The 24,885-nt window shown below is 44.1% G+C and carries 23 protein-coding genes; 5 read left to right on the top strand and 18 right to left on the bottom strand.

Going from position 1 to position 24,885, the window contains the following annotated elements; all coding sequences use genetic code 11:
• On the top strand, positions 1–85 hold an 85-nt coding region (locus FFM78_RS14185; protein ID WP_137637389.1), incomplete at its 5' end, for an IS3 family transposase.
• A gap of 105 nt (positions 86–190) precedes the next feature.
• Here the strand turns inward: FFM78_RS14185 and FFM78_RS09440 are convergent.
• The 7 genes from FFM78_RS09440 to FFM78_RS09410 form a co-directional block, all read right to left on the bottom strand.
• Positions 191–1,564 (bottom strand): RsmF rRNA methyltransferase first C-terminal domain-containing protein, encoded by a 1,374-nt coding sequence (locus tag FFM78_RS09440; RefSeq protein WP_137638193.1) that lies wholly within the window; start codon positions 1,562–1,564, stop codon positions 191–193.
• A 23-nt stretch (positions 1,565–1,587) separates the two neighbouring features.
• On the bottom strand, positions 1,588–2,562 hold the full coding sequence (locus tag FFM78_RS09435; RefSeq protein ID WP_137638192.1) for an ABC transporter permease: 975 nt from the start codon (positions 2,560–2,562) through the stop codon (positions 1,588–1,590).
• A gap of 63 nt (positions 2,563–2,625) precedes the next feature.
• A complete protein-coding gene (locus FFM78_RS09430) occupies positions 2,626–3,399 on the bottom strand; it encodes an SAM-dependent methyltransferase (RefSeq protein WP_137638191.1) in 774 nt (257 codons plus the stop codon).
• 65 nt (positions 3,400–3,464) lie between these two features.
• Complete coding sequence (locus FFM78_RS09425; protein ID WP_137638190.1) at positions 3,465–3,818, bottom strand: metal-sulfur cluster assembly factor; 354 nt, start codon at positions 3,816–3,818, stop codon at positions 3,465–3,467.
• 54 nt (positions 3,819–3,872) lie between these two features.
• Positions 3,873–5,210, bottom strand: a complete 1,338-nt coding sequence (lysA, locus tag FFM78_RS09420; protein WP_137638189.1) for a diaminopimelate decarboxylase — start codon at positions 5,208–5,210, stop codon at positions 3,873–3,875.
• 141 nt (positions 5,211–5,351) lie between these two features.
• Positions 5,352–5,537, bottom strand: a complete 186-nt coding sequence (gene thmT, locus FFM78_RS09415; RefSeq protein WP_137638188.1) for a 2-hydroxymuconate tautomerase — start codon at positions 5,535–5,537, stop codon at positions 5,352–5,354.
• Positions 5,538–5,576: 39 nt separating this feature from the next.
• Positions 5,577–6,464, bottom strand: coding sequence for a YitT family protein (locus FFM78_RS09410; RefSeq protein WP_137638187.1), 888 nt, complete (start codon positions 6,462–6,464; stop codon positions 5,577–5,579).
• A 210-nt stretch (positions 6,465–6,674) separates the two neighbouring features.
• On the opposite strand from FFM78_RS09410, the gene FFM78_RS09405 reads away from it, so the two are divergent.
• Both FFM78_RS09405 and yjeM (FFM78_RS09400) read left to right on the top strand, forming a co-directional pair.
• Positions 6,675–8,108, top strand: coding sequence for a C69 family dipeptidase (locus FFM78_RS09405; RefSeq protein ID WP_137638186.1), 1,434 nt, complete (start codon positions 6,675–6,677; stop codon positions 8,106–8,108).
• A 152-nt stretch (positions 8,109–8,260) separates the two neighbouring features.
• Positions 8,261–9,760, top strand: coding sequence for a glutamate/gamma-aminobutyrate family transporter YjeM (gene yjeM, locus FFM78_RS09400; RefSeq protein WP_137638185.1), 1,500 nt, complete (start codon positions 8,261–8,263; stop codon positions 9,758–9,760).
• A 126-nt stretch (positions 9,761–9,886) separates the two neighbouring features.
• Here yjeM (FFM78_RS09400) and FFM78_RS09395 read toward each other — a convergent pair whose 3' ends face one another.
• The 6 genes from FFM78_RS09395 to FFM78_RS09370 all read right to left on the bottom strand — a co-directional run bounded on the left by FFM78_RS09395 (position 9,887) and on the right by FFM78_RS09370 (position 17,122).
• The gene (locus FFM78_RS09395; RefSeq protein WP_137638184.1) at positions 9,887–10,450 is read right to left on the bottom strand and encodes a sugar O-acetyltransferase; all 564 of its coding nucleotides are present in this window, start codon (positions 10,448–10,450) and stop codon (positions 9,887–9,889) included.
• Positions 10,451–10,465: 15 nt separating this feature from the next.
• Positions 10,466–12,451, bottom strand: coding sequence for a penicillin-binding protein PBP4(5) (gene pbp4 / locus FFM78_RS09390; RefSeq protein ID WP_137638183.1), 1,986 nt, complete (start codon positions 12,449–12,451; stop codon positions 10,466–10,468).
• A gap of 235 nt (positions 12,452–12,686) precedes the next feature.
• Positions 12,687–14,183 carry a glutamate/gamma-aminobutyrate family transporter YjeM gene (yjeM, locus tag FFM78_RS09385; RefSeq protein WP_137638182.1) on the bottom strand — a complete coding sequence of 499 codons (1,497 nt, stop codon included), beginning with the start codon at positions 14,181–14,183 and terminating at the stop codon, positions 12,687–12,689.
• 188 nt (positions 14,184–14,371) lie between these two features.
• Positions 14,372–15,286 carry an HNH endonuclease gene (locus tag FFM78_RS09380; RefSeq protein WP_137638181.1) on the bottom strand — a complete coding sequence of 305 codons (915 nt, stop codon included), beginning with the start codon at positions 15,284–15,286 and terminating at the stop codon, positions 14,372–14,374.
• A gap of 123 nt (positions 15,287–15,409) precedes the next feature.
• Positions 15,410–15,835 carry a methylglyoxal synthase gene (locus FFM78_RS09375; RefSeq protein ID WP_137638180.1) on the bottom strand — a complete coding sequence of 142 codons (426 nt, stop codon included), beginning with the start codon at positions 15,833–15,835 and terminating at the stop codon, positions 15,410–15,412.
• A gap of 96 nt (positions 15,836–15,931) precedes the next feature.
• Positions 15,932–17,122: an MFS transporter gene (locus FFM78_RS09370; RefSeq protein WP_137638179.1), complete on the bottom strand. Its 1,191-nt coding sequence runs from the start codon at positions 17,120–17,122 to the stop codon at positions 15,932–15,934.
• A 263-nt stretch (positions 17,123–17,385) separates the two neighbouring features.
• On the opposite strand from FFM78_RS09370, the gene FFM78_RS09365 reads away from it, so the two are divergent.
• Complete coding sequence (locus FFM78_RS09365; RefSeq protein WP_137638178.1) at positions 17,386–18,003, top strand: sugar O-acetyltransferase; 618 nt, start codon at positions 17,386–17,388, stop codon at positions 18,001–18,003.
• 45 nt (positions 18,004–18,048) lie between these two features.
• Here FFM78_RS09365 and FFM78_RS09360 read toward each other — a convergent pair whose 3' ends face one another.
• The 5 genes from FFM78_RS09360 to FFM78_RS09340 form a co-directional block, all read right to left on the bottom strand.
• The gene (locus FFM78_RS09360; RefSeq protein WP_137638177.1) at positions 18,049–18,453 is read right to left on the bottom strand and encodes an iron-sulfur cluster biosynthesis family protein; all 405 of its coding nucleotides are present in this window, start codon (positions 18,451–18,453) and stop codon (positions 18,049–18,051) included.
• 521 nt (positions 18,454–18,974) lie between these two features.
• Positions 18,975–20,408 (bottom strand): APC family permease, encoded by a 1,434-nt coding sequence (locus tag FFM78_RS09355; protein ID WP_137638176.1) that lies wholly within the window; start codon positions 20,406–20,408, stop codon positions 18,975–18,977.
• An 83-nt stretch (positions 20,409–20,491) separates the two neighbouring features.
• Entirely contained in the window at positions 20,492–21,430 is a 939-nt protein-coding gene (locus FFM78_RS09350) for an ATP-grasp domain-containing protein (RefSeq protein ID WP_137638175.1), read from the bottom strand.
• Between the two features lie 21 nt (positions 21,431–21,451).
• The gene (locus tag FFM78_RS09345; protein ID WP_137638174.1) at positions 21,452–22,690 is read right to left on the bottom strand and encodes a dicarboxylate/amino acid:cation symporter; all 1,239 of its coding nucleotides are present in this window, start codon (positions 22,688–22,690) and stop codon (positions 21,452–21,454) included.
• Positions 22,691–22,836: 146 nt separating this feature from the next.
• The gene (locus FFM78_RS09340; RefSeq protein ID WP_137638173.1) at positions 22,837–23,334 is read right to left on the bottom strand and encodes a thioredoxin domain-containing protein; all 498 of its coding nucleotides are present in this window, start codon (positions 23,332–23,334) and stop codon (positions 22,837–22,839) included.
• 730 nt (positions 23,335–24,064) lie between these two features.
• Between FFM78_RS09340 and FFM78_RS09335 the strand changes: the two genes are divergently transcribed.
• Positions 24,065–24,676 carry a hypothetical protein gene (locus FFM78_RS09335; protein WP_137638172.1) on the top strand — a complete coding sequence of 204 codons (612 nt, stop codon included), beginning with the start codon at positions 24,065–24,067 and terminating at the stop codon, positions 24,674–24,676.
• Positions 24,677–24,885 lie beyond the last annotated feature (209 nt).

Genomic DNA, 24,885 nt, shown 5'->3' with positions numbered 1-24,885 from the left:
CTATAATAATAAAAGAATTAGAACAAAACTGGCCGGAAAAACTCCGGTTCAATACCGAAATCTTTCCGACCAGTTAGTTGCTTAAAATTTACTCCAATTTATGGGGTTCAGTTCATCTGCTTTTTTGTTAGGCCGTATTTTTAACAACAGCTTATCGTAAATAAATTAAAGGTGGACTTTAGGCCGCTTTCTAGTCATCAGCAATATCGGCAACAAAACGTAAGCCTTTAGGAAAGAAATTTTTCATGGTGCCATTCGTCAGCTTACCAAAACCAACCGTTTTCTCCTGATACCGCAATAAATACCAACCCTTACCAGGTGTAGTGGTAGTAAACGTTTCACCGTGCACGTATTTGGTGTATTCAGCGGCAGTCAGAGCCAGCACTTGTTTTGCCGTGTTTAAGGTTAAAGCCAGTGCGTACGCTGGTTCAAACCGATTACGTTTAAATTCACCTAACGGCAATCCAGGCCGTACAACTTTTAGCCCCTGCAACACCACCGCTTCTGGTTGAGCAAATAAATGCTCCCGATGAACTAATAAATGCGCGTACTGGGTGGTCAATAAAGTCGTCTGGGCAAAGTCCTGCCACAATGCTTGTTGTTCCTTAGTTAAAGCCGGCAATACGCGTTTACTGTGCCGCTTAGTTTTAGCTGGTTTTACAGTGACCGGTGCTGCGTCGTTTGTAGCTAAACGCAACTTAGCCATAAAATGGCCTTCACCGGCAAACAAATGTGGAAATAGCCGTAAAGTTCCTGCCAGCGCTGGATTATGATCAGCCCATTCTGGCCGACCAGCACTCATTCCTGGTCCGCGTTTGATCGGCACCACACTCACAGCATAATTTTGTAATAACCAAGCAACGATCTGTTCATCTTCTTCTGGACTGAAGGTACAGGTCGAATAGATCAGTTCGCCACCTGGCCGCAACATTTGCATAGTTGCCTTTAAGATTTCTCGTTGCCGTTTAGCACAGTCCAACGGATATTCCGGTGTCCAATATTTCTTAGCACCTGGATCCTTGCGAAACATCCCTTCACCAGAACATGGCGCGTCAACCAATATCCGGTCAAAAAAGCTGGGAAAATGCTGGGCTAAGCGCGCCGGTGTTTCGTTAGTGATCACTGCGTTAGTGATCCCGAAACGTTCCACATTCTCCGCCAAGATCTTTGCCCGCTTTGGCATGATCTCATTAGCCACTAATAAACCTTGCTGCCGCATGAAACCTGCTAAATGAGTTGTTTTACCACCTGGCGCCGCACAAAGATCCAGCACACGCTCACCAGGTTGTGGTGCCGCCACTGCCCCAACTAACATCGCACTAGGTTCTTGACTATAAACATAGCCAGCCTGATGATCAACTTGACGCCCTTTAACCGCCCCATAGTAGCCCCACTTTGTCTGCGGTACCGGCTGGTGTAGATCCAGATGAACGGCCTGATAATTCGGCTTCAACGGATTGAGCCGAAAACCTTTGTAGCCAACCTTCTGAAAACTCGCTAAAAAAGGGGCCGCTTCCGCCCCAAGTAACTGCTGATATTTTGCTGCAAATCCTTCTGGTAACACGATTCTTCCTCATTTCTTATCACTTAATGCATCAACCTTAAGGTATGACGCAGGCGTAAACTGTAATAAAGCAGGCAGAGCCCGTAAATAATTAACAAAATAGCGGTCAAAACATCATATTGCAGCACATAAAGCCGCCAAGCACCGAGTAAACCGCCTACAGCGATCCCGAAAAAGGTCCACAATGCAAAGTGGCGGAATTCCCGCCAATAAAAATCATTGGTGTCGTCAGTATAAAAGGTGGCTGCCTTTAACATGCGCCGCGCTAGCAATAACCACATTTCAGTCACCGCCAAAAAGAGCCCACCAATCAACATAAGTGCGGCACCAAACCACCAATACTCTTTCAACCAAGCCAAGCCCACAAACGGCGTACTTTGGGGTCGCATTTTCTTAGTTGTCTGGGCCTGGAACAAACGCTGAAATGTCCCCAGATGCTGCAATTTTGGTTTACCATCTAAATGAATATCATAATGTGCCAGCGACTGATTTGAGAGACTTTGCTGCGTTGAAGTCGAGATGAAGATCATATTATCCAATCGACTTTCTTTTTTTGTCCCCACCACTCCGATCACTGACAAATAATGTCCTTTATATTTCAGATAACTTTGGTCAGTCGGCGTATATAATTTTTTGGCCACATTGCGGCCAACTACTACCATTGGTACTGGCGAAATAAAATCACTATCACTGAAAAAACGTCCAGAGATCAATGGTAAAGTTTTAAAACTACCAGCACCATAGATAAAAATTGTTCGTGAATGTGGCTTATGGTACTGTACCTGATAATCGGTGAGTTGCTTTTTAGCAGCTAATTTTTGATTAGCGGTGACGATACTTTCCTGACTTTTAGTACTGATCACTTCCGCGTTAGTAGAAAGCCCGGCATGGTCCAATAGATCCTGATAGACTACTCGGTTCATCTGGCTGAAAAAGAAGACACCTAAAAAGGCGATTAACGCCAGTAAAAGCACTAAAAGCGATTTACGTTTTAACACCAATTTTCACCTATTTCATTATAGATTCTTGCTTACAAGCATAGCTGGCGTAAGCCTAAATGTCTAGTCGATCCAAAATATTTGCTCGGCGACTAAATCTAACGGCGGAAAATAGTGCTGTAATCTGGTTATCTGTGGATTTTGTTGCAAATGAGCGTGTTGCCAAAATATCGCGCTATTGGTACAGCCGTTACGTTCACCAACACACAGTAACGGAATCCGTGGTGTATCTTGTCGCATCAATTGGAGCAGCTGCCAATCAACTGGCACACCGTCAGGGCTCCACACCATTACAACATAATCAATTTGGTGGCGGTATTTGCGATAAGCAGCCAACGCGTCTAACTTCTCAATGGCAGTCAACTGCTGGTTACCAGTTTCGTTTTCTGCTACCCAGCCTAAATCGTCGGTTGCATAAACTTGCTGATTGAACTGCCGTAACCCGGCACTCAAATAGCCATTACCGGCCATCACTTCTAAATAACGTTTGCCTGGTAAACGTGCAATAGCCGCTGCTGCTGCCTGGGTGATCTGACCCCAAAACCCAAATTGATCCTGCAAGAAGCCACGGTAATTTTCCAAACAACGATCTAGTTGTTGAAATTCAGTTGCGGTCTGAGTGAACGTACTTTGTGGTTGTGTTAACGCCCATTCCACTAATACTGTTTCTGGTAAGATCAAGTTAGGCAACTGCTGCGGTAACTTACCGTGGGCCAGGCGCATAATATTACGTAAAATACCGTCTAAGCGTTGGGTTGCCGCCGGTAAGGCCGCATATTTTTGCCGTAGGCGCTGTACTTCTTGAACATATTTTGTTGTCAGGACTGCAGTTGTCATCATTTACCTCTTTTGTCATCAAAAAAGAGTCAGACAATTGCTTGTCCCACTCTTATTGAACGTACCTAACGAATCCCCAACGCGATGCGTGCGTAACGACTCATTTTATCGACTGACCAAGCTGGATACCACACAAGTTCAACGTCAACGTCCTTAACTTCAGGAACTTCGCTCAATGACTGATTAATTTGTTCATTTAATAAATCAGATAATGGGCATCCCATTGTCGTTAACGTCATCTTAATATGACATAAGCCTTCATCATTTAAATCAATACCATAAATCAAACCAAGGTTAACGATATCAATACCTAATTCAGGATCAATGACGGATTCTAATGCTGTTAAAATATTGTCGCGAACAGCATCAATTTCCGTGGTTTCCTCAGTTGGTGCAACATCTTTTTCAGTTTCACTCATAGGACTCACCTCTTTACTTGTCCCTATTATACTTAAAAAGTGGCAATTGAGCAATCATAAATGAGAAGGGCTTTCATTTACGTCAAGTTGGGCCATATCGGCGTAACTTTCCCGCTTGATCACTAACCGGGCCCGCCCATTTTCTACAAAAACAACGGCTGGGCGGGGATTACGATTATAGTTGCTGGCCATCGAGTAACCATAAGCCCCAGTGACAAACATTGCCAGCACATCACCCGGTTTAGTTTGTGGCAACGGTAGATCCCACAGCAACATATCACCAGACTCACAATATTTACCAGCAATAGCAACGGTTTCAACTGGCGCGGCCTCTGGTGCATTAGCTAGTACGGCACTATATTTGGCTTCATACAAAGCCGGCCGAATATTATCACCCATTCCACCGTCTACGGCCACGTAATGTCGAATATTAGGTAGATCTTTGCGGGAACCAATGGTGTATAAAGTTGTTCCCGCCTCGGCCACCATTGAACGACCTGGCTCGATCCAAATTTCGGGCAACGGTAACTGCGCCGCCGTTGCTGCTGCCTTAACCACCTTCACAATATCACGAACATATTCCTGCGGCGCTAGCGGTTGATCTTCCTCGGTATAACGTACCCCAAAGCCGCCACCTAGATTGAGCACTTGGGCGGTAAAGCCACTAGTTGCCCACTGGGCTAGCAGTTCGATCATCGCTTTAGCCGCCATTTCAAAACCTTTAGTTTCAAAGATTTGTGAACCAATATGGCAATGGACCCCTAATAAATTCAATCGTGGTAGCGCCTGAACCTTTTCAAAGGCCTGTGTTGCCTGACCACTTTTAAGGTCAAAACCAAATTTAGAATCTTCTTGCCCCGTCATAATATATTCATGTGTGTGGGCCGAAATTCCTGGCGAGATCCGTAATAATACGGCAATGGTTTGGTCTTTTTCGGTCAATACCTGATTAAGTAGGTCAATTTCATGAAAATTATCTAAAACAATCGTGCCAACCCCAGCAGTCACTGCATATTCCAACTCAGCCCGTGACTTATTATTGCCGTGAAAAGAGGCTGTTGCCATTGGAAAGCCAGCTTGCTGCGCAGTATAGATTTCACCACCGGAAACCACATCACAGCCAACTCCTTGTTCGGCCAATAATTGATACATGGCGATTGCTGCAAAGGCTTTACTGGCATAAGTGACTTTATAGGCGACACCAGCCTGTTCAAATACTTGTTTAAATTCAGCGATTCGTTGTTTGATCAAAGCGACATCGTAAACCATTACCGGTGTACCATATTTCTGAACTAATGCTAGTGTATCCACTCCGCCGATACTCAAGTGCCCGGCTTGATTCGTCGTTTGGGTACCATAATGATAGTAACTCAAAACATCCACTCCCTTCATTTGTCAAGCGCGTCTTTACTTGTGCCTTGAGCCTAACCGTAACCTAAAAAGGGCTGCGGTTATTAGGCTAAAGCCCAAGTCTTGTTAATTTATGCGTTTAAAAACGGTGACCCCGTAAGTGTCACCGTCATTGGCTGCCAGTTATTTAGCCCCTTTTTCTTTCCCAGCAACGAAATAATGATCATGCGGCATCTCGTTGAGTACGATATGAATATCGTCAGCAGGTACATTGGCGTTTTTGGCGATCGCCGCGGTAACGTCGGCCGCCATTTGTTTAAGCTGTTCCGGTGTCCGGCCAGCTAATAGATCAATGTGAACTAATGGCAAATTAATCCCTCCTTCAGCTTAACTTAATACTACTCTGAATTATACCGAACTTTTAGTCGTTTCTGCAAGTTGACTTTGACCCTCATCATCTAAAAATTCACCTAAAACTTGTGTTGTACTCATAATATTAACAAAAGCTGCGGGATCAACCTTTTTAACCGCTTGTTCAATATCATATAGTTCGTATCTTGTGATCACGATCATCAATACATGACTATCTTTTTGGCTATAGGCCCCGCGCGCAGGTAAAATCGTGATGCCACGGATCAGACGTTCATGAATTGCTTTGATCAAGGCAGCAGAACGTTGGGTAACGATCATTACCGTGACCTTCTGTTGGCTAGTATTAATGCTGTCGATCACGCGTGACATGCAGTAAATTGAGATGATCGTATATAAGGCACTGGACCAACTGATCGTAAAGCCGGCAATGGCAATGATCAACCCGTTAATGGCCAGCATTAAAGTCCCAATACTGCGGCCTGTTGTTTTCGCTAAAGCAAAGGCAACAATATCCATTCCTCCCGTAGAAAAACCATATTTTAGCGCGTACCCAACACCAATACCGGTCAATACGCCCCCGATAATGGCATTCATCAACGGATTGGCGGCCAACGCTTGAATCGGTAACGCCACCGATAACAATGAGGTCAAGGCTGCAGTCAAAATACTGAATAAGGTAAAACCCCGCCCAATTTTAAACCAACCTAATAAGCCGATCGGTAAATTAAATAGTAAGATCCACCACCCCGTTTGAATATGTAACTGGGTGAAACGTGCCAACAGTGAGGAGACCAACTGGGCCAGACCATTGACCCCGGAGCTAAATACCGCCGCTGGAATCAAAAAATTGTTTAAGGCCACCGCCACTAAAATACTTGCGATCACTGTAAAGCCGATTTTCTGGCCTAATTCTTTTTTCGTCATGTACGCCTTCCTTTCAAAACGAACTTAGCCTTAATTGTACTTAATCGCGGCCAGCAATGCCGTTTTTATGATGATTTTCTTTGTAAATTCTCATTCGCCTTAAAGGTTACCAACTATTTACTCATGTATTCCTTAGAAAACAAGACTTATGCGTTAACAATGGTATAATTATGCTGATATTTACAAAATTTTGTATAAAAGGAGATTAATATGCAGAAACAACTGTTGACCAATTTATCAGCCTGCACCAGTATTTTAGTCGGACCCAAGGCCAGTGCTGATGGTTCCCTCTTCATTGGTCGTAACGAAGATAGTAAAGCCGCCTGGCCGAAGCATTTTGTTAGCCATCCCCGGCAGACACATACTGCTGCTCCTGTGTTCACTTCTAAAGACACTGGCTTCACCCTGAAACTACCTTTGGAACAAGCTAAATACAACGCAACGCCAGAGTGGACTGATGAATTCGGTGTGTTCGAAGAAGATGGTTTCAACGAATATGGTGTCGCAATGAGTGCCACCGAAAGTGCTTATGCTAATGAGCGGGTCCTGGCGTATGACCCGTTGGTACCAACCGGCATTGCTGAAGAGGCCATGGTCACTGTAGTGCTACCTTATGTAAAAACTGCACGCGCTGGCGTATTACGCTTAGGCACGCTAGTTGAGCAATATGGTACTGCTGAAAGCAACGGTATTTTATTTGCTGATGCCACGGAAGCTTGGTACATGGAAACGGCCACTGGTCATCATTGGGTGGCCCAGCGTATTCCTGCCGATGCTTATGCCGTAGTTGCTAACCAACTTTCGATCCAAGTTATTGACTTTACAGATCCCCACAACTTTTTAAGTTCTACTGGTATTCGCGATTTTACGGTTACGCACCATCTGTGGCAGCCAGCGACTGATTTTAATTTCCGTGAAATTTTTGGAACCCACACAGCCAGCGATTTTGTTTATAACACCCCGCGTGTTTGGTACGGACAAAAGCAGCTGACCCCTAGTTGTAAGCAAAAACCGCAAAGTGACGAGCTACCTTTTATTCAACATGCGGACAAACCGATCACCTTCGAACAAGTGGCCCAAATTTTAGGTTCCCATTATCAAGGCACTAAGTACGATCCAGTAGGCAGTGGCAAGGCCAAATTTAAACACAAATTCCGGCCGATCAGTCTGGCTAAAACCCAGGAATCACATATTCTGCAAATTCGGCCTAACTTACCGGCGGCTTTAGCAGATATTCATTGGCTGGCTATGGGCGTCACTGCCGAAAGTATCTATGTACCCTTTTATGCCGGCGCGGATCAGACCCCAGCCAATTATCAAATTGGTGCTAAAACTTACGACTCTAAATCCAGTTATTGGTTGTATAAACTTGCAGGAGTGCTCGTCGACAGTCATTATCATGAATTCAATCAGTTACTCAACGGCGTGCAAGTGGCTACGCATACCCAACTGTTACAACTACTATTGGAACATGATACCGGTGCTCAAAAACAAACTGAGGCCGCTTTAACGACTTACTTAAATCAGGCTAACCAAAAACAGGCGGCCTTGGCCCGGAAAAACTTCAGCGCTTTGATCGCCGATATGATCACACAGGCAACCGATCTATCACCGCTGAATTTTAAGACGGATGAAAATCTATAATGTTAATCGATCCGTTAGGGTGTAACGGATTGATTTTAAAAAGTTAACGCGATTTTAAAGCGGTGGTGTTCGTTGCCGCTTGATCGCTATCTAGAACATTAAAAACTTGGAAAACCAAAATTAACCTTAATTGTGGAGTAGAGGAAATATAAATGGAAAAACAAAAAAAAATTACCGTTATCGGCTTGATCCTAATGATTTTTGGCTCGATCTTCGGCTTTGCAAACACCACGGTAGCCTACTATTTAATGGGCTACGGTGGCATTATTTGGTATTTATTTGCCGCAATTTTATTCTTTTTACCATCATCGTTAATGTTCGCCGAATATGGTTCGACCTTTAAGGCCGTACATGGTGGTATTTATTCTTGGCTGGCTGAATCAATTGGCGAGCAACCCGCTTTTATTGGCACTTTCATTTGGTTGGCATCATGGATCGTCTGGATGGTCTCCACTGCTTCTAAAGTATGGATTCCTTTCTCCACCTTTGTTTTCGGCCATGACCAGACGCAGACTTGGCACTTTTTGGGCCTAACGCCTACTGCCACAGTTGGCCTGTTAGGTATTTTATTTTTCTTATTGATCACATTTTTGGCTAGTCACGGCGTACAGCGGATCTCACGCTTTGCATCTTTTGGCGGTTTCTTGATTGCTGCTTTAAACGTTGCTTTTATTTTAGTCAGCTTATTGATCTTGTTTAAAAACGGCCTGCATTTGGCCCAACCCGTACATGGTTTGCATAGTTTTATTTCTTCACCGAATGCGGACTATCATAGTCTAATTGGCATGCTTTCGTTTGTGGTTTTCGCAGTATTCGCTTATGGCGGTATGGAGACTATGGGCGGTGTTACCGACAGTATGGAAAAACCAGAAAAAACCTTTCCTAAAGGCATGATCATTGCCACTATCGTCATTGCCATCAGCTATGCGCTGTCGATTTTTATCTGGGGAATCTCAACTAACTGGCAGCAGGTGCTTAACAATAAAACCACCAACTTAGGTAATATCACGTATGTGCTAATGGATAATTTAGGTTATTATTTTGGCCAAAGCTTTGGCTTCAGCACAGCTACAGCACATTTGATCGGTTTATGGTTTGCTCGGGTCACCGGTTTCGCCATGTTTTTCAGTTATCTCGGGGCCTTTTTCGTCTTGATTTATTCACCATTGAAGTCTTTTGTCCTTGGTACACCTAAGGCACTATGGCCTAAAGGCTTCGCTGATACTAACGACGCGGGCATGCCGGTCAAAGCAATGTGGGCGCAGGCTATTTTTGTTTCGCTGTTGATCTTCATCGTTGCTTTTGGTGGCCAAGACGCACAGGTTTTCTACAACGTGTTGACCCAAATGGCCAACGTTTCCACCACATTACCTTATTTATTTTTAGTCACTGCCTTCCCCTTTTTCAAACGCCGGCAAGATCTGCAACGACCGTTTGAAATTTACACCAACCAAACTTGGACTTGGATCATCACGATTTTAGTTGATTTGGTACTGGTTTTCGGCATTATTTTCACCATCGTTGAACCAATTTTGGAAGGCGCCTACCTAGACGCCTTTGAAATGGTGATCGGACCGATCGTTTTCGGCTTAATTGCTTGGCTGATGTACAGCCATTACGCCCATGGTCAAGCCAGACTAAGCGTAAAGTAGGTTAGATCAATGCAAAGGCGCGCATATGCCAAAAGACAGCTTTTGACTATATCGGCAGTAAAAAAACGGAGTAGCGACATAAATGATTTATGTCGCTACTCTGTTTTTTTGCTGCCATTAACCTGGCTATGCCGGCACATTCGTTTTGATCACGTGTGCTGGATTTCCGGCAATAACTAAGTTAGCGCCAAAGCTTTTGGTCACAGTGGCATTGGCGCCAACAACCACGTTATCACCTAGCACAACTCCAGGTAAAATTGTAGCACCACCACCAAGCCAAACGTCATCACCAATCGTGATCGGCGCACCTTCACCAATTCCACCACGGCGTTTTCGCGGATCAAGGGGATGACTGGCTGAGTACAGTTGTACGTGGGGGCCAAATAAACAATTATCGCCAATGTGCACCGGCGCAATATCTAAAATTACGCTATCATAATTGCAAATGAAATTAGCACCGACATGAATATTATAGCCAAAATCACAACGAAAATTAGGTTGGATGTAGGGATTCGCACCAACGCTCCCAAATAACTGCCGCACCAGTGCTTGCTTTTGGGGCATAGCATCATCTTCTAATTGATTAAGCAATTTACACAAATGCCGCGCATGCGCTTCATCAGTAGCCAATTCGGCGTCAAAAATATAATACGGTTCGCCTGCTAAGAATTTTTCCTTTTCAGTTTTCATGAACCTATTTCCTTTCTAATACAATGATTCAATGTATGGCTTCATTGCGGTGACCACGTCTTCACTACCGCTATCCTCTAACAACGCCACCATTAAATACGAATTATTATCCGCATCGTTGGCCATTAAAAAGCCGTTTTGTTTGCCGGTGGTATCTTGTTGTTGCTTCAATTCAGCAGTTCCAGTTTTAGCCGCAATGTTGTGTCCACTGATCTGCAGACTGTGCGCCGTACCTTGAGTATCAGCGACTACTTGAATCAATGCCTGTTTGACCGCGTTAGCACTAGTCGCTTTTAACACGGTCGTTTGCTTGGCCGTTTTATTCAGAATTAAGGTCGGTAACTGCATTTTACCACCATTACCAATGGCGCTGTACATCATCGCTTGTTGAATCGGTGATAGTAATAGTTGCCCTTGACCATACGCCGTGTCGGCCAACAGGATCTGACTACTTAGCTTGCCACTGTTGGAAAGCTGGGCGTAATTCATCGCTAGCGGTAGCTTTTCTTTAGTTTTGAAAAAGGGTTGTAGACCTTTTAGATACGCGCTACTGCCCATTTGTAAGCCGGCTTGGGCAAACCAAATATTATCGGAATTGACCAGTGCCTGCGTCATATTCTCACTGGCAGCATCCGTTACCCGCGTAACCTTATAACTCCCCCAACTACTGTTTTTTTGCCACTTTAACCCGCTGATCTGCTTGGTGGTCTTAGTTGTGATCGTCCCATTATCCAGTGCGATCCCAGCAGTCAACATTTTAAAGGTGGACCCAGGAGCATAGCGTTGCGTGAAGCGGCTGAGAAACGGCTGGGCGGCATCTTTAGCATATTTTTGATAATCAGCTGGGCTAATACCGGTAGCAAATTTATTAGGATCATAACTAGGTGAGCTGACCAACGTTAATAATTGCCCGTTGCGCGGATCCATGGTCACCACAGCCCCTTTTTTATTGCCTAATTGTTGATAAGCCTTTTCTTGTTTGGTACGGTCAATGGTCAATTTAATTGTTTGACCATCACGTTTTTTGGTTTTTAACAAGGTACGGCTAACTGTATCGCCATTGTTGATGGTGATCGCACCACCGTCGCGCCCTTGAAGTTGCTTATCATAATAACGCTCCAAGCCGGTTTTACCGATATTGTCGCCGGTTTGAAGTTCGGAGTGTTTTTTGAGATCCGCAGCGGTAACTTCTCCTACGTAGCCGATCAGCTGAGCACTGGCGGCCCCACTAGGATAAGTGCGAGCAGAAACTGAACGATAGGTAACGCCGGTTAAGGTTGGCTTAGTGGTCACCGTTTTGATCGGCACAAAACTATCCTTGGTTACCCACTGCTGCTGCAAAGATTGCTTTAAGCTAGCCACACTGACACTGAATTGTTGACTGATCTTCGTCAAATTATTACTGCGTGTACTGCCGCTACCAAGCCGGCTAGGCACCATGCCCGCTTGCGTCGCTTGGCCATCTTCCGCTAATGCCTGACCATGCCGATCAACAATTGCGCCACGCTTGCCTTGTTGCCACTGTAATTGCACCGTATCAGTCCCATTCATGTGCGGAAACAACATGGCCGGCGTCCACAACACGCGCCAGTGCCCTTTGACTAATTGAACGGTCGCTTGGTAATGCTGAACCGATAATGCCCCGATCATCGTCTGCATATGTAAGTTAAAAGTCATTTGGTATTGTTTAGCACTTTTACGGGTGACTTTAAGTTGCTTAACTTGCAACTTGCTGGCACCGATCTGGCCAAACACTGCCACATTGCGGGCCACTACTTGTTTAGCCGTATATTGATAATCACCACCAGATAACTGCTCAGTGTCCACCTGGGTCAACATTTTAGTGAAATCCTGTTGGCTAAAGGCCTGCGTATAAGTTCTGGCCACCCGATAAACTGCTGTAGTAGTCACTTGACGCTGATGCCACTGATAATAATAAAACCCGCCGCCAGTTATTAAGAATACTGCCAACAGGCTAAGTAGCCAATATTTTTTGCGCATAATTTTAACCCCATCTCTATTGATTGTTCAATTTTAAACCGCAGCTAAACCGTTTGCAAGTTAAGCTGAGTTGAAAAAGCTTGTTAGCCGTCTTTTTATTTCAAGCAAATTTCAGAAAAAACTAAAAATGAACTCACCATTTTGATAAAGTTAGCCTACCAGGCAGTACACTTGCAGAAATAAAACAGCGACGCCATAAAAGCAAAATCACTTTTATGGCGTCGCCCCCACAACTTCATTTAATTCCTGTCTGGCGCTGATAACGGCGAAATAGCCACCACGCCACTAAGCCAAAAAGTGTAGGCCCAGCAATCGAATAAATCGTTTTAGCCCAATCACCGTTGAACGCAGGTTCAATGATTGTAAACACGTTAGCAAAACCCACCGAAAGCAGAACCGCGCCAACACCGAAATACGTGGCCAACTTACTTTTATACATGGTAAACGGTTTTTTGATCGCAGTTTGTCGCTTGAAGCCTAAAAAGGCAAACGCAATAAACATATAAGGTAACGTCATGGACACATTGGTCATTGAAACTAGAATATCAAAGAAAGCCTTCGCACCACTACCCCCAAAAGAAACTGCAAAAATGATCACGATCACAATGGCGGCCTGTATGCGCATCGCATTGATCGGCACACCATTTTCGACCACCGTTAATTTTTTTGGCCAAATGGCTTTAGGGGTTCCTTCAATCAATTGTTTTAATGGTGAAAAAATCAAGGTGAAAAAGGCCCCGGTCAGTGCTAAAAACATGGATAGCCCCATATACCGACTGATCCACTGACCAACCTGGATCGAAGCCGCCTCCGATAAATACAACGCATGGCCCAGCTGATAACCCATATTATTCATGGCAATATAAGCCACATTACCCAGTGTAACCTGTGCCGTACCAAATTGAGTAAACGCAAAGTGCCAATTAGTGAAGGCACCCATAACAAAGATGCCCAGTGCGTAACCTAACGCAATAATCACTGCCGAAATCGTAATCCCACGCGGAAAGGTCACCGCCGCATTTTCCGTTTCATCGACTAAACCACCGACTACTTCTAAACCACCATAGGCGAAGATCGCGTAGACTAAAAAACTGAATACCGCGATCATTGTGGCGAAATCCTGATTAGGCGATACAAACAACGCTTTGACGGATAACGGTTCCGCCATATGGCCATTGAGAAATAAAATAAATAAACCGCCGAGCAACAAAATAATATTGATCAATGCGACTGCCGTTCCACCAATAGAAGTGATCCGTTTGATCGAATCTAAGCCCTTTGTAGAAACAAAAGTGATCAAAATGATCCATAAAATGGCCAAAACACCTAGGGTTTGAACTCCGGTGAGACCAAACAATGACCACTGCTGCGTTTTATCCACACCAAAAATAGCGTTAGATAACGGGATCCAGATCCCAGAACCTACATTAACCATCCAAACAATATAAGAAGCGTACCACATGAAGGTTCCAATGAAGGCAAACTTTGGGTTCAGCGAGTTGGCCATCCACGAATAAATTCCGCCTTTGTAGTCTTTAAATGCAGCACCGTATTCTGCCAGCATGAAGGCAAACGGAATGAAAAATAGTAGTGCCGCAATAATGTACCAAAAAATGGACGCGTAACCCATTAAATAAAAGGCCCGCGGAATATTGGTAAAACCAAAAACTGAGGTGAAGATCATCAGAATCAACGCAGCCAAAGAAAGTTTTGTTTTTTTATTTTCTGCCATGATGTGCCCCTTTCGATGAAATAAGTCCAGTTTCCATCATAGCAAGAAATCGTGATGTATACCGACACCAAAGAAAACTCTCATCAAGTTTTACCACATTGCCAGTCAGGTCACAGTTATTATTCAGTGAAATCACAGAAACCCAGCACCATGGCGACTAAAATAGCCATCAGTGCTGGGTTTCCCTTTTATTGCGCTTGAAAAATGTAGCGCCGGTGCCAATTAAGATACGGCGCCGCAGCTGTGGTGAAAGAAATTTTTTGCTGATGGTGTAACGCGAGGCGCTGGCGATCCAGTAAGCCTAAGCGCGGACTGATCAGTAAGTGACCCCCGCGACTGAAGCTAAGCAGGCCTTGGGCAACCAGTTCAGCATGGTTAGAACACAACAAGATACCGTTGGCCGCAGCCACACGCTCAGACGGCGCACTATCTACCAGTGGCTTCAACCGGGTAGCCTGCAACAAATTAGTATTTTCCAAGCCACATACTGCACATTGCGGAACCTGGTGCAACAGATGCTGCGTAAATATTGCATCAGCTTGATTCATTTGCCGGCGGTTGATCAAATCAGCATTAACTAATAAACGCAATAAAGGGTCCGCATCATTAGCAGTGACCGCAGACATGGCCAACGTCAATTGTTCCATTTGCTTGGCCACAAAATACTGTGCCGCCAACAAATCGATCAATTGTGCCAATAATAAAGAATAGCAAGGATAGATATAACCTTGGTTACCACTGCCATCAGCTTGAAAAGCAGCGTGAACGTGTGGCAACAATGGTCCTAATTGTGGTAAATAAGCACTGATCATCAATGGCCTTGGCAACGTGTAGTACTGCAAATGAACAACATTGATCTGCGGTGTAGCCACATCAGCTAACGATGCCGGCCGCGGCATATTTTGGACTGCGGTTTGCGCTTGACTGACGGCAACAATCTGACCAGCCACATAATGAAATAAGATGTCTTGCGGCTGAATTTCATTGATCCGCGCCCAAGTTGGTGGCACCGGCTGTCCGCTGGCACGTTGTTGTGTCCAGATCAAACCAGCCGTTTTTTCCTGTTGATAAGTTCGCCCCTGCATCACGATAAAAGCTTGCATGTGATCACCTCCCAAAGTTTCAGTCTTCCTTTGTATTATCTAACCTAAATTTCATTGCAACACAAAAGCAGTTGTCCTCTTTATTTTAATGATCACCGCAAACAATTGCAACGAAAGATCTACTTATTCATATTGTTCGTGACGCTTTTCATCGCCAGTAACTAATTCGCGAAAAGCAAGCAAGCCGGTGGCTAATCCACGTAGCAGCACTTCGGCAGTCCCAAGATTAGTGGCCAACGGAACTTTATACACGTCAGCCAAACGAATCAAGGCATTAACGTCGGGTTCATGGGGTTGAGCGGTCAATGGATCGCGGAAAAAAAGCACCAGATCCATTTGATTTTGCGCGATCAAGGCCCCAATTTCTTGGTCGCCGCCAAGCGGACCTGAGTTGAAGCATGTTACAGGTAACTGCGTTGCTGTAGCAACCACTTGACCTGTGTGGCCAGTGGCAAATAATTCGTGCCCCCGTAAAACTTCGCGATAGGCCGCGGCAAAACGGGCCATCTGCGGCTTTTCTTTGTCATGGGCAATCAAAGCTATTTTCATGGCGAAACTCCTTGCAGTTTTCTTTTAGCTTACTGGACCATGCTGATCAAGGCAAGCAAAAAGCCGCTAACTTTACCTAGGTTAACGGCTTTACTTTTAATTTAAGCGGTGCAATTTTTGTGGTGCCCGTAATGCCAGTTGGCCGATCAAGGCGATAGCCAAAAAGACAACGGCGACACTGCAGACACCATTCCACCCGTAATGGCTCCAGGCCCAAGTACTAAAGAAGGTACCTAACGAACCTCCTAAAAAGTAGCTAAACATGAAAACGGAATTGTTGCGGCTACTTGCTTCACGATTCAGCGATTGAACAATCGCTTGGTTAGAAACCTGACTAAATTGGGTCCCAAGGTCCAGTAAAACAATCCCAACGATCAACCCGCTAAAAAGATGACCTGTCAACCAGAAGATACCAAAGGCCAACGCAGAAAATAACCAGGACAACCCGATGGTCAAACGGGGCGAGTATTTATCCACTAATTGACCAATGATCGGCGCAAACAAAACCCCGGTAATACCGAGTAGACCAAGTAATCCGGCGATACTACTGCCCCAATGATACTGACTGGCCAAATAAAAGGCCAACGTTGACCACAAAATATTGGACACACCAAACAGACAAAAGCCGTTAAGCGCTGAGCCTTGAAGATGACGTTGACTTCGTAATAAATGCGGTAATGACGCAAGCACTTTTAGATAATTACGCCGTTGGTAGCCCCGCGGATCACGCGGCAGATAACGGTGCAAAATCACCAATAAAATCAAGTTGAGACCGGCAGCGATCACGTAAACATCCTGCCAAGCTAAAATGCTGCCTAGTAAACCGCTAAAAGAACGTGATAATAAGATCCCGGTCAGCAAGCCGCTAAGTACGTTGCCTAAAATTCGCCCTTGATGAACGCCAGGTGCCAGATAGGCTGCGTAGGGTACGATCACTTGTGCCGCTACCGAAGTAACCCCGATCAACGTTGAAGCAATACCAAAGATCACCACGGTCGGCGACCAAAACGCAACTAACAGTGCGCCGATTGACAGAACCATCATCAATTGAATCAAATGGTACCGATCAAAAATATCGCCTAATGGTACGATCAACAGTAGCCCTAGCGCATAGCCTAATTGTGTTAAAGTGGCGATCAACCCAACCGTGGCCTTAGAAATAGCAAAACTGGTGGCGATCAGCCCCTCAATTGGCTGAATATAGTTCAAATTGGCGACGATCACCCCAGTGGCAATGGCTAATAAAAGTACAGTTTTTTTAGATAATTCAGCTGGTGTTGCCGACATAAATTTATTCCCCTTTTCATTACAAATTAATCTTAATGACGGTTTCAGGCGCAAAGGGGTTTTCCGTCCGCATGATCAGCCAGTGAAATAAGCTGTGCAGCAATAAATGATCAGTCCCTTACTAAATTAATCGTATTACTTTATAGCTTACTACTATTATTCAGTTACCGTCTAGTACCTAACCCTAATCAAGGTTTAAAAATGCACAGACAGACTGGGTCCAGTATACTAAAAGAATAAACTGATTTTCCAGGAGGTTAATTATGGCTACTGATCACGATTTAATGTTAACTAACCAACTCTACGATTCTACAGCCGCCGAACTAGTTCAACTACGTGCCTGTGCTAAACGAAAAGTTTATCGTTACAATCAAAGTACGCCGGCGGAAGCTACCTTACGCGCGCAATTATTAAAGCAATTATTGGATTGCCCTAGCGCTGATGCTTACATCAAGCCGCCGTTACAAGTTGATTACGGACAAAACTTGCACATCGGCCATCATTTTTACGCCAATGCCGATTGTCTTTTCCTAGATGTTGCGGCGATCACTATCGGCAACAATGTGATGCTAGGTCCGCATGTAGCGCTATACACTGCTGGTCACCCCATCGTCGCTAGCGTGCGCAATGAAAATTTGGAATTTGGCCAGCCGATCACCATTGGCGATAACGTTTGGATCGGCGGCAATGTTGTTGTCTGCCCTGGCGTGACGATCGGTGCCAATGCAGTGATCGGCGCCGGAGCCGTGGTTACTAAAGACGTTCCACCAGCGGTAGTTGTGGTTGGTAATCCTGCACAAGTCCTGCGGCCGATCACCGCCGCTGACGAAGCGTATTGGCAGGCCCAACGCCAAACCTATTTAACACAACTCAGCCACTAAAAAAAGCTCTAGTCAAAAGTTGACCAGAGCTAACTTAAATTTATTTTAGCAAATTTTGCCACCTAAGGCAGTCATTTCAGCTTTTAAAGCCTGCTGATCTTGGGTGGGCATTACATAATCATCGACAGTAACGGCACCGTCTAAAATACCGGAATCATCGGTTAATTTCAACATCGCATTATGATAGTCCAACGCTAAGCCGCTGCCTAAAAACGTTGTTTCTGGTGTAGCAGTAGTCAGTGTCAAGTTAGCATTGTTAGCGATAGCGACATTATATTCCGCATCGGCAGCCGCCGCAACGACCAATTGAAATTTATTACCGATGGTGCAAGAACCACCTAACTTAGAAAACTTACTAGAACCATCGTCTAAAGCCAAGAAAACGTGCTTGCCAGCCGGAATCTTTGTGGCCAAATAAGCTGCAGCTGCTGGTTTAATGTTAATATTCATGAGCGTATCCCATCCTTTATCAAAATTTAATGGTGATCAGTGGTGTGGCTTACCGCTGCTAACAAAATTTAGTTTACGCGCAATTCAAATTTTGCACAACTTATTTGCTTACAAAAAATTAGTGTTTACCAGGCATTAAAATAAATCTACTGCGTTGTTTATGAACTGTGTTGGCCGTCCACAGCGTTAAACTGAGTGCAGCAGCCAAGACAACACTAGCTTTTAAAAGCGTCATCTGCTCATCTCCTGACTAAATTGCCGCTTCAAAGACACCGCGACTAAAGCAACTGCCAAAAACCAATTTGACCGCTACTAGTGTTAATTTGCCAATGTATAATAACAGGTCACAACACGACATATTAATCACGGTTTAGGCAGTTTGGATACCTATTTTTAATGCTGCTACCAGTATAACTGGCTTAACTTAAAGCAAGCTTTAAGTTGGCGCAATTAAATAAATACAATAAAAGACCTGTGAGCGGCAGTGCGAAAAATTAAAGCTAGCGGGCGGCATTTTCCTGCTACTTAGTCATGACTCTCTGCCGATTTTGCCAGCGGGCAATCACCGGTAAGATCACGCCTAAAAGGACAAAAATAATCGGCGTCGCAATATTTAATTCCAATTGCGTCCACCAAGTTGCCCCACTAGTCTTAGGAATCATTCCCAGCAAGCAAGCAAAGGCCGTAAACAAGAAACACCAACCACCGATCAATTTACCGAGCAACGGCCGCTTAATAAAGTAAAAGTCGCTTTGATAGTGCTTAAACTGCCGGTTCAACAAAATAAAGGCCGCAAATACCCACAAGAAGCGCATTGGCAATACCACGGAATTCAAATTTAATAACCAATCAAATAGCTCATTCATGTTACCAATATAAAGTGCCGGTAAAATAATCAAAATACTGACTAAAACGCCAGTTAAAAGATAGCCGTTGATCAACGCATCATGCTTATTTCGTTTCACTAATTTCCGCGGAATATAGTGAAAATCAGCGTGATCGCCGAGCAACATTTTTAGCGGTGCGTCAATTGAAAATAATAACGCCGCAATTTGTTCCAAGGCGTTAGCAATCGCATATAAAATTTGAAATAAATGACCGACGTGGTAATAATTATCTAGTTTAGCAAAGGCATAATAAGCACCATTGGCCAACAGATCCTTAGGAATATGCTTTGCGTTAAAAAGTAGGCCCATTGCGATCGAGCCGGATAAGGCGCTGAAAATCACTAAAACGGCTAAAGCAATCATTCCTAATGGAAATTCACGGCCGGCATTTTGCGTTTTATTGACGTAAGGTGCAATTTTTTCGGCGCCACCAACAGCAAAAACCAGCATAGAAATTGTTGTCAAATAGTTTAGGTCCCATTTAGGCAGATACGTTTTAATGGCAGCCATGTGTTGTGTAGCTACGGTTACGTGACTAAATTTAAATGCTGCAAAGGCTAAAATAATAAATAATAAGGACATAATGATCAGGCCGATGCCTGCAATACTGCCAATTCGTTTCAACGTCACGATCCCCCGGCTGGCCAACCATAAAAAGAACAAAAAAATGCCTAAGCAAATCAACTGGACCCAGATCGAAGCCACCTGATTAACAAAATCACCGTTACCACGTAATAACCAGCTGAAGGCAATTAAAATAGTTTGTGGTTTCTGGGCCAAATACGTGATGTTGACCACCCAAAAAGTCCAAGCCGCTAAATACGCAATTTTCGGAGTGGTTAACTCACGGATCCAAGCTGCAACCCCACTTTCATCATTTTTAAAGGTTGCGCCTAACTGACCCACGATCAAGGTATAAGGAATAAAATATAAAATAGCGATCAGAAGCCATGAGGTCACGACCGACATCCCTTCTAAGGTGAAATTATTGACCACATTACCGAGGCCCCAAACTGAGGCAAAGGCGATAAAGGCGATATTATACCAAAATAATTGCTTTTTCTTCATAAAATTCACTTCCGTAAAGTTATTTTTTCAAAAATAAAGACACCTGCCCTTTTTTTAAAAGGCACAAGTGTCTTCCCAACGATTTATTTCACAGTTGCCGCATACTGGCCTTCCAACAAGTGCTTTAAATAAAGTGCCAAGTGTTCATGCGCAAAAACTTGAGCCTTATCTTCCGCTTGTTCATTGTAGTTGGTGTTGGTATTAATATCATAAACGTACTTACGATGCTGGGCATCTTCCACCCACTCAACGGCCGCAACGTCTAACTGATTCCGCTCCAGAAAGGCCTCGTACGCCTGACGTTGTTCTGTCGCTAAGGGCGCAATGATCTCAAATTTTGACTTGCTCACATTAGGAAGCTGGCATTCATCGGCTGGACACAACTCGAAACCTTGGCTTGAATCAATGGAAACCGTATAGAGAAACTTACGCCCAATAAACTCAGAACGGCGGATCCGACCATCAATCGGCTTAATATATTGTTGCAACAAGGTTATTCCATCCACCGGCTCTTCAAAATCAGCACTATTAACGTACCGTTCCAATTCAGGTAAACTGTCAAAACGATGCACACCGGCACCTTTACCCGCACGATTATGCTTGGTGATCAAAGGAAAAATAGCCAATTGCTGGGCGGCAGCAACAAGTTTTTCTTTGCCTAGAACAGCGATCGTTTTCGGCGTTTGAATGCCACTTTGCTGCAACGCCAGATACTGTTTCACTTTACTGATCTCAAGGTCAATGGCGTTGGATCCATTTAGAATAATACGGTGATTAGCCTCCAACCATTTGATCACTTGCTGGGCAAATTCTGGTGCAAAGCGGTGGTGCCGCGTGTGTGCCGACGCCGAGATCCGATTATAAAAAATACCCTCTGGCGGCGTACTGGTTAAGTCTAAAATACCTTTAGATAAATCCCACAACTCGTACGGAATACTTTTTTGTTCGAGCCAGGTGACTAAATGTTGTGTCCATTCAATATTTTCATGTAAAACGTAAATTTTAGGTTGTGTTTGGGCCATGATAATTCCTCCAGTTGAACTTTAATTTTTAACTACTTTAGCTGCTAACGGTTGCGGTGCCTTAACGGTTGCCGGACGACTATCCAATACCTTGGCGGCCAGCGCATTCCCTAATACATTTAGCGCGGTTCGACCGGCATTAGCAAAGAAATCAACGGCAAAGATCAGCGCCACACCTTCCTTAGGCAACCCTAATTGGGAAGCAGTCGCCAAAAGCACGACCACTGCGCCTGAAGGAACGGTCGCAATCGTTTTACTGATCAAGGTCAACAACAACGTGACGGTCAGTACCGACGTTAAACTTAATTGCACCCCGTAGCTATTGGCAATAAAAGCAACTGCGATCGCCAAATAAACAACTGCCCCTTCTAAATTGAAGGTATAACCTAACGGCACAACGAAATCGGTGACCGTTGCTGAAGTGCCAGTTTTCTTCAAACGTTCCAATAATTTCGGCAAAACAACGCTGGAACTACCTGAGAAAAAGGCTAGTGAGAACAAATCTTGAATGCTACGAAATGTTTTAAAATAAGGCACCTTGAAAATTAAGGCGATCAAGGGAAAAATAAGCAAGGCCAAAACCAAATAACCGATGTAAAGGCCACCAATAAAATTAACTAAAGAGAATAGTTTACCACCACCAACAGTATTGACATCGTGGGCAATGATTCCTAAAATACCCAGCGGCGATAATTTGATCACAAAATCCGTGATTTTATAAATTGCCTTGATCCAAATATCGAATAATTTCAACAATGGGGCAGCATTTTTAGGCCCGTACGCACCTAAACCTAAGCCCAGCACAATCGCAAAAAAGATCACCGCCAATAAATTATTTTCTGCAAAAGCGCTAAAAACGTTGGCTGGCACGATCGCCGCAATAAAATGCCATAAATTAACTCGCGTCGCGATCCCCTTTAAAGCTTGGGTGTCAGTATGACTTTGTACACCCGTTCCAAATTTGAAATAATAACCGGCCGCTAAATAGAGCAAAATAAGCGCGGTCGTCACAACAAAGAAATAAACAAACGTTTTAAGTAAGATTTTGCCAAAGGCCTTTTGGTTAAAGATTTGAACCACGGCTACCACAACTGTTGGGAAGATCAACGGTAAGATCACCATGGTAATGGCATTAATAAAAACAGTTCCTAATAAATTGTAAAAAGGATCGGCCCCTGGTAAAAATTGCCCTAAAATAATACCTAAAACCAAGGCGATCAGTAATTGATATGGTAAAGTGACTTTTTTGATAGCTTGCATACAACATCCCTACTTTCATGTATTTGCTGAAGATTTATGTTAGTAGCAAACACATGACAGTATCACTGCGGGAACTGCCGCGCCAAAGGACCAACCATTTGTTGACCCGTTTACACCGAATTCGACTCATAGGCAGCCTCCTAAATTTACAATAATTGTGTCACTGGCACTATAGTAGCCCCAAAATAGCAGGTACCGTCAAAAATAATCGTGGGTAGGCTAGTGATCGCATTTGCGGCCACCTCGCGTGCCACTTGTACCGCGGCCGTGGAGGTATCCAAGCTAGCACTAAGCTGGAACTTAGTCTCAATGTAGTGTTTAACATCTGGCGCTGCGTTCAACGCTTCCTGCTGTGCGAACACTGCATCAATAAACGTTAAAGCTTGCGCAGGCTGTGCGTAGTCGATCAAATTATTTGCAATATTACCTTTGGCCAAATCAGCCACTGGCTTATTCCAGAACTTGAGATGAAGCTGAAGCTGTCCGGTTTGTACCGCCTGAAAGATACCGGCACGATTTGCTTGATACCACTGGCGACTATCGGGACAACCTAAGTTTAAAATGGCAGTCAACTGATGTGCTGCTGTTGGTGCGCCAAAATTTAAAGTGGTGTCGTCAGCGTTATTAAAATTTGTAGAACTCATTTCTATCGACCTCTTTCACTATTATTTAAAACGCGCTGGGGTGCAGTTGGCCGAATTCTGCCAAACCTGCTTGTCGCCATCAAACGGCGGCGGAAAGTACGTCCATCAACCAAGCACCTGCTGCTTACTAACAAAATGATCAAAAACACGATTTTAGTACCCAATAGGATTAAAGACTACCTGATTAAACCGATTGCCACTAAAACCGTTAGAAAAACTAATTAGAAAGAACAAAAAACGCCCCTACAAATTAATGTAGGGACGATTCAATATCGTGGTACCACCCAGGTTTATCGCTAATTTCACACCTAGCGACCTCAAAAGCACAAACATGCTCGGAGTTATAACGTACTCACCCGTGCTGACGGCTTGCACCACCAACAAGACTCAGGATTCATGTTCAGAATTGCTTTTGATCTGCCCTTACACCAACGACAGTCGCTGAAAATCTACTTGCAATGCTTACTCTTTCCCTCAATATCTTTTCTAATTGTTTTCTAATTAAAAGTTAGTATAAGGCGTTGCTGAACGAATGTCAACTCCATTAACTAATTTTATTTAGCAGTAAATAGACCTAAATAATTAATAAAAAAATTACCGCTCAGTTGGCTAACCCATTCATCCTTGTTAAGGTGGCAATAACTGATTCAGCTCTATTTGTCGCCGCTAAAGTGCTGTGCTATACTGAATTTGTTACCGATTACATAACTAGTAAATTGGAGTGATAGATATGAATCAAGATACTTCGACCGTTACCACAAGTTTAAATGACAAAATTAAAGAACTAGCACCACAGCCAATTGCACAATGGCTAGATCCTTTTATCGCTATTTTTAAAATGGGGATGGAAACGGGTATTGGCACGGCCTATCTACAGTACGTCAGTGAAGTCAATAAAGTGTCGATCGCGGATATCGCGACCCAGGCCCCAGAATTCGAGCAGGAAAATTTAGCCCGGACCCAGCAAATTGCTGCCGTTTTGAGCAAACGCTTAGATGATGAAGCAACACCTGACTTTAAGGCAATGGACATTAAAGTCCGTATTCAAATCGTTAACGCGAATAAGGCGGGCTCATGGGATGAAGCACGAATGTACCACAAGGCAGAGCTGGCGCCAAGCGATTTTGTGGAAACTTATTTTGATGGCTTCGAATATGGCTACCAATTAAGCCTGCATTCAGCATTGTCCGCCGACGAACAGCAGGCCCTAAGTGCCGAAGAATGTTTAACAACTGCAGAAAAGCGTGCCAAAAAAGAAGCCGGTCTGCAACATGAATTCACATTGAATAACGAAACTGTATTGGCCCAAACCTATGCGGATATTTTACAGGCACTGAAATAAAATAGCTCGCCTAAAAATGAGAATACCCAAAGCGTTTAGCCCGGGCGTACTTGCCTAGTTTGACGAAAAAAGCGACCTTATAGCAAAGGAGCTGTGACATAAGTCATTTATGTCCAACTCCCTTTTTGTGTTTCCGAACAATATGGCTAAAACGTGTGCCATAAGGCAACTTTTTCCGCTTAGCTACGATCGTCAAATAATCCACTACG

The organism is Loigolactobacillus binensis (assembly GCF_005405165.1).
In the GTDB taxonomy this organism is placed as follows: Bacteria; Bacillota; Bacilli; order Lactobacillales; family Lactobacillaceae; genus Loigolactobacillus; species Loigolactobacillus binensis.
The sequence above is the reverse complement of the archived record's forward strand: the minus strand, read 5'-3'. Positions and strand labels throughout refer to the sequence as shown.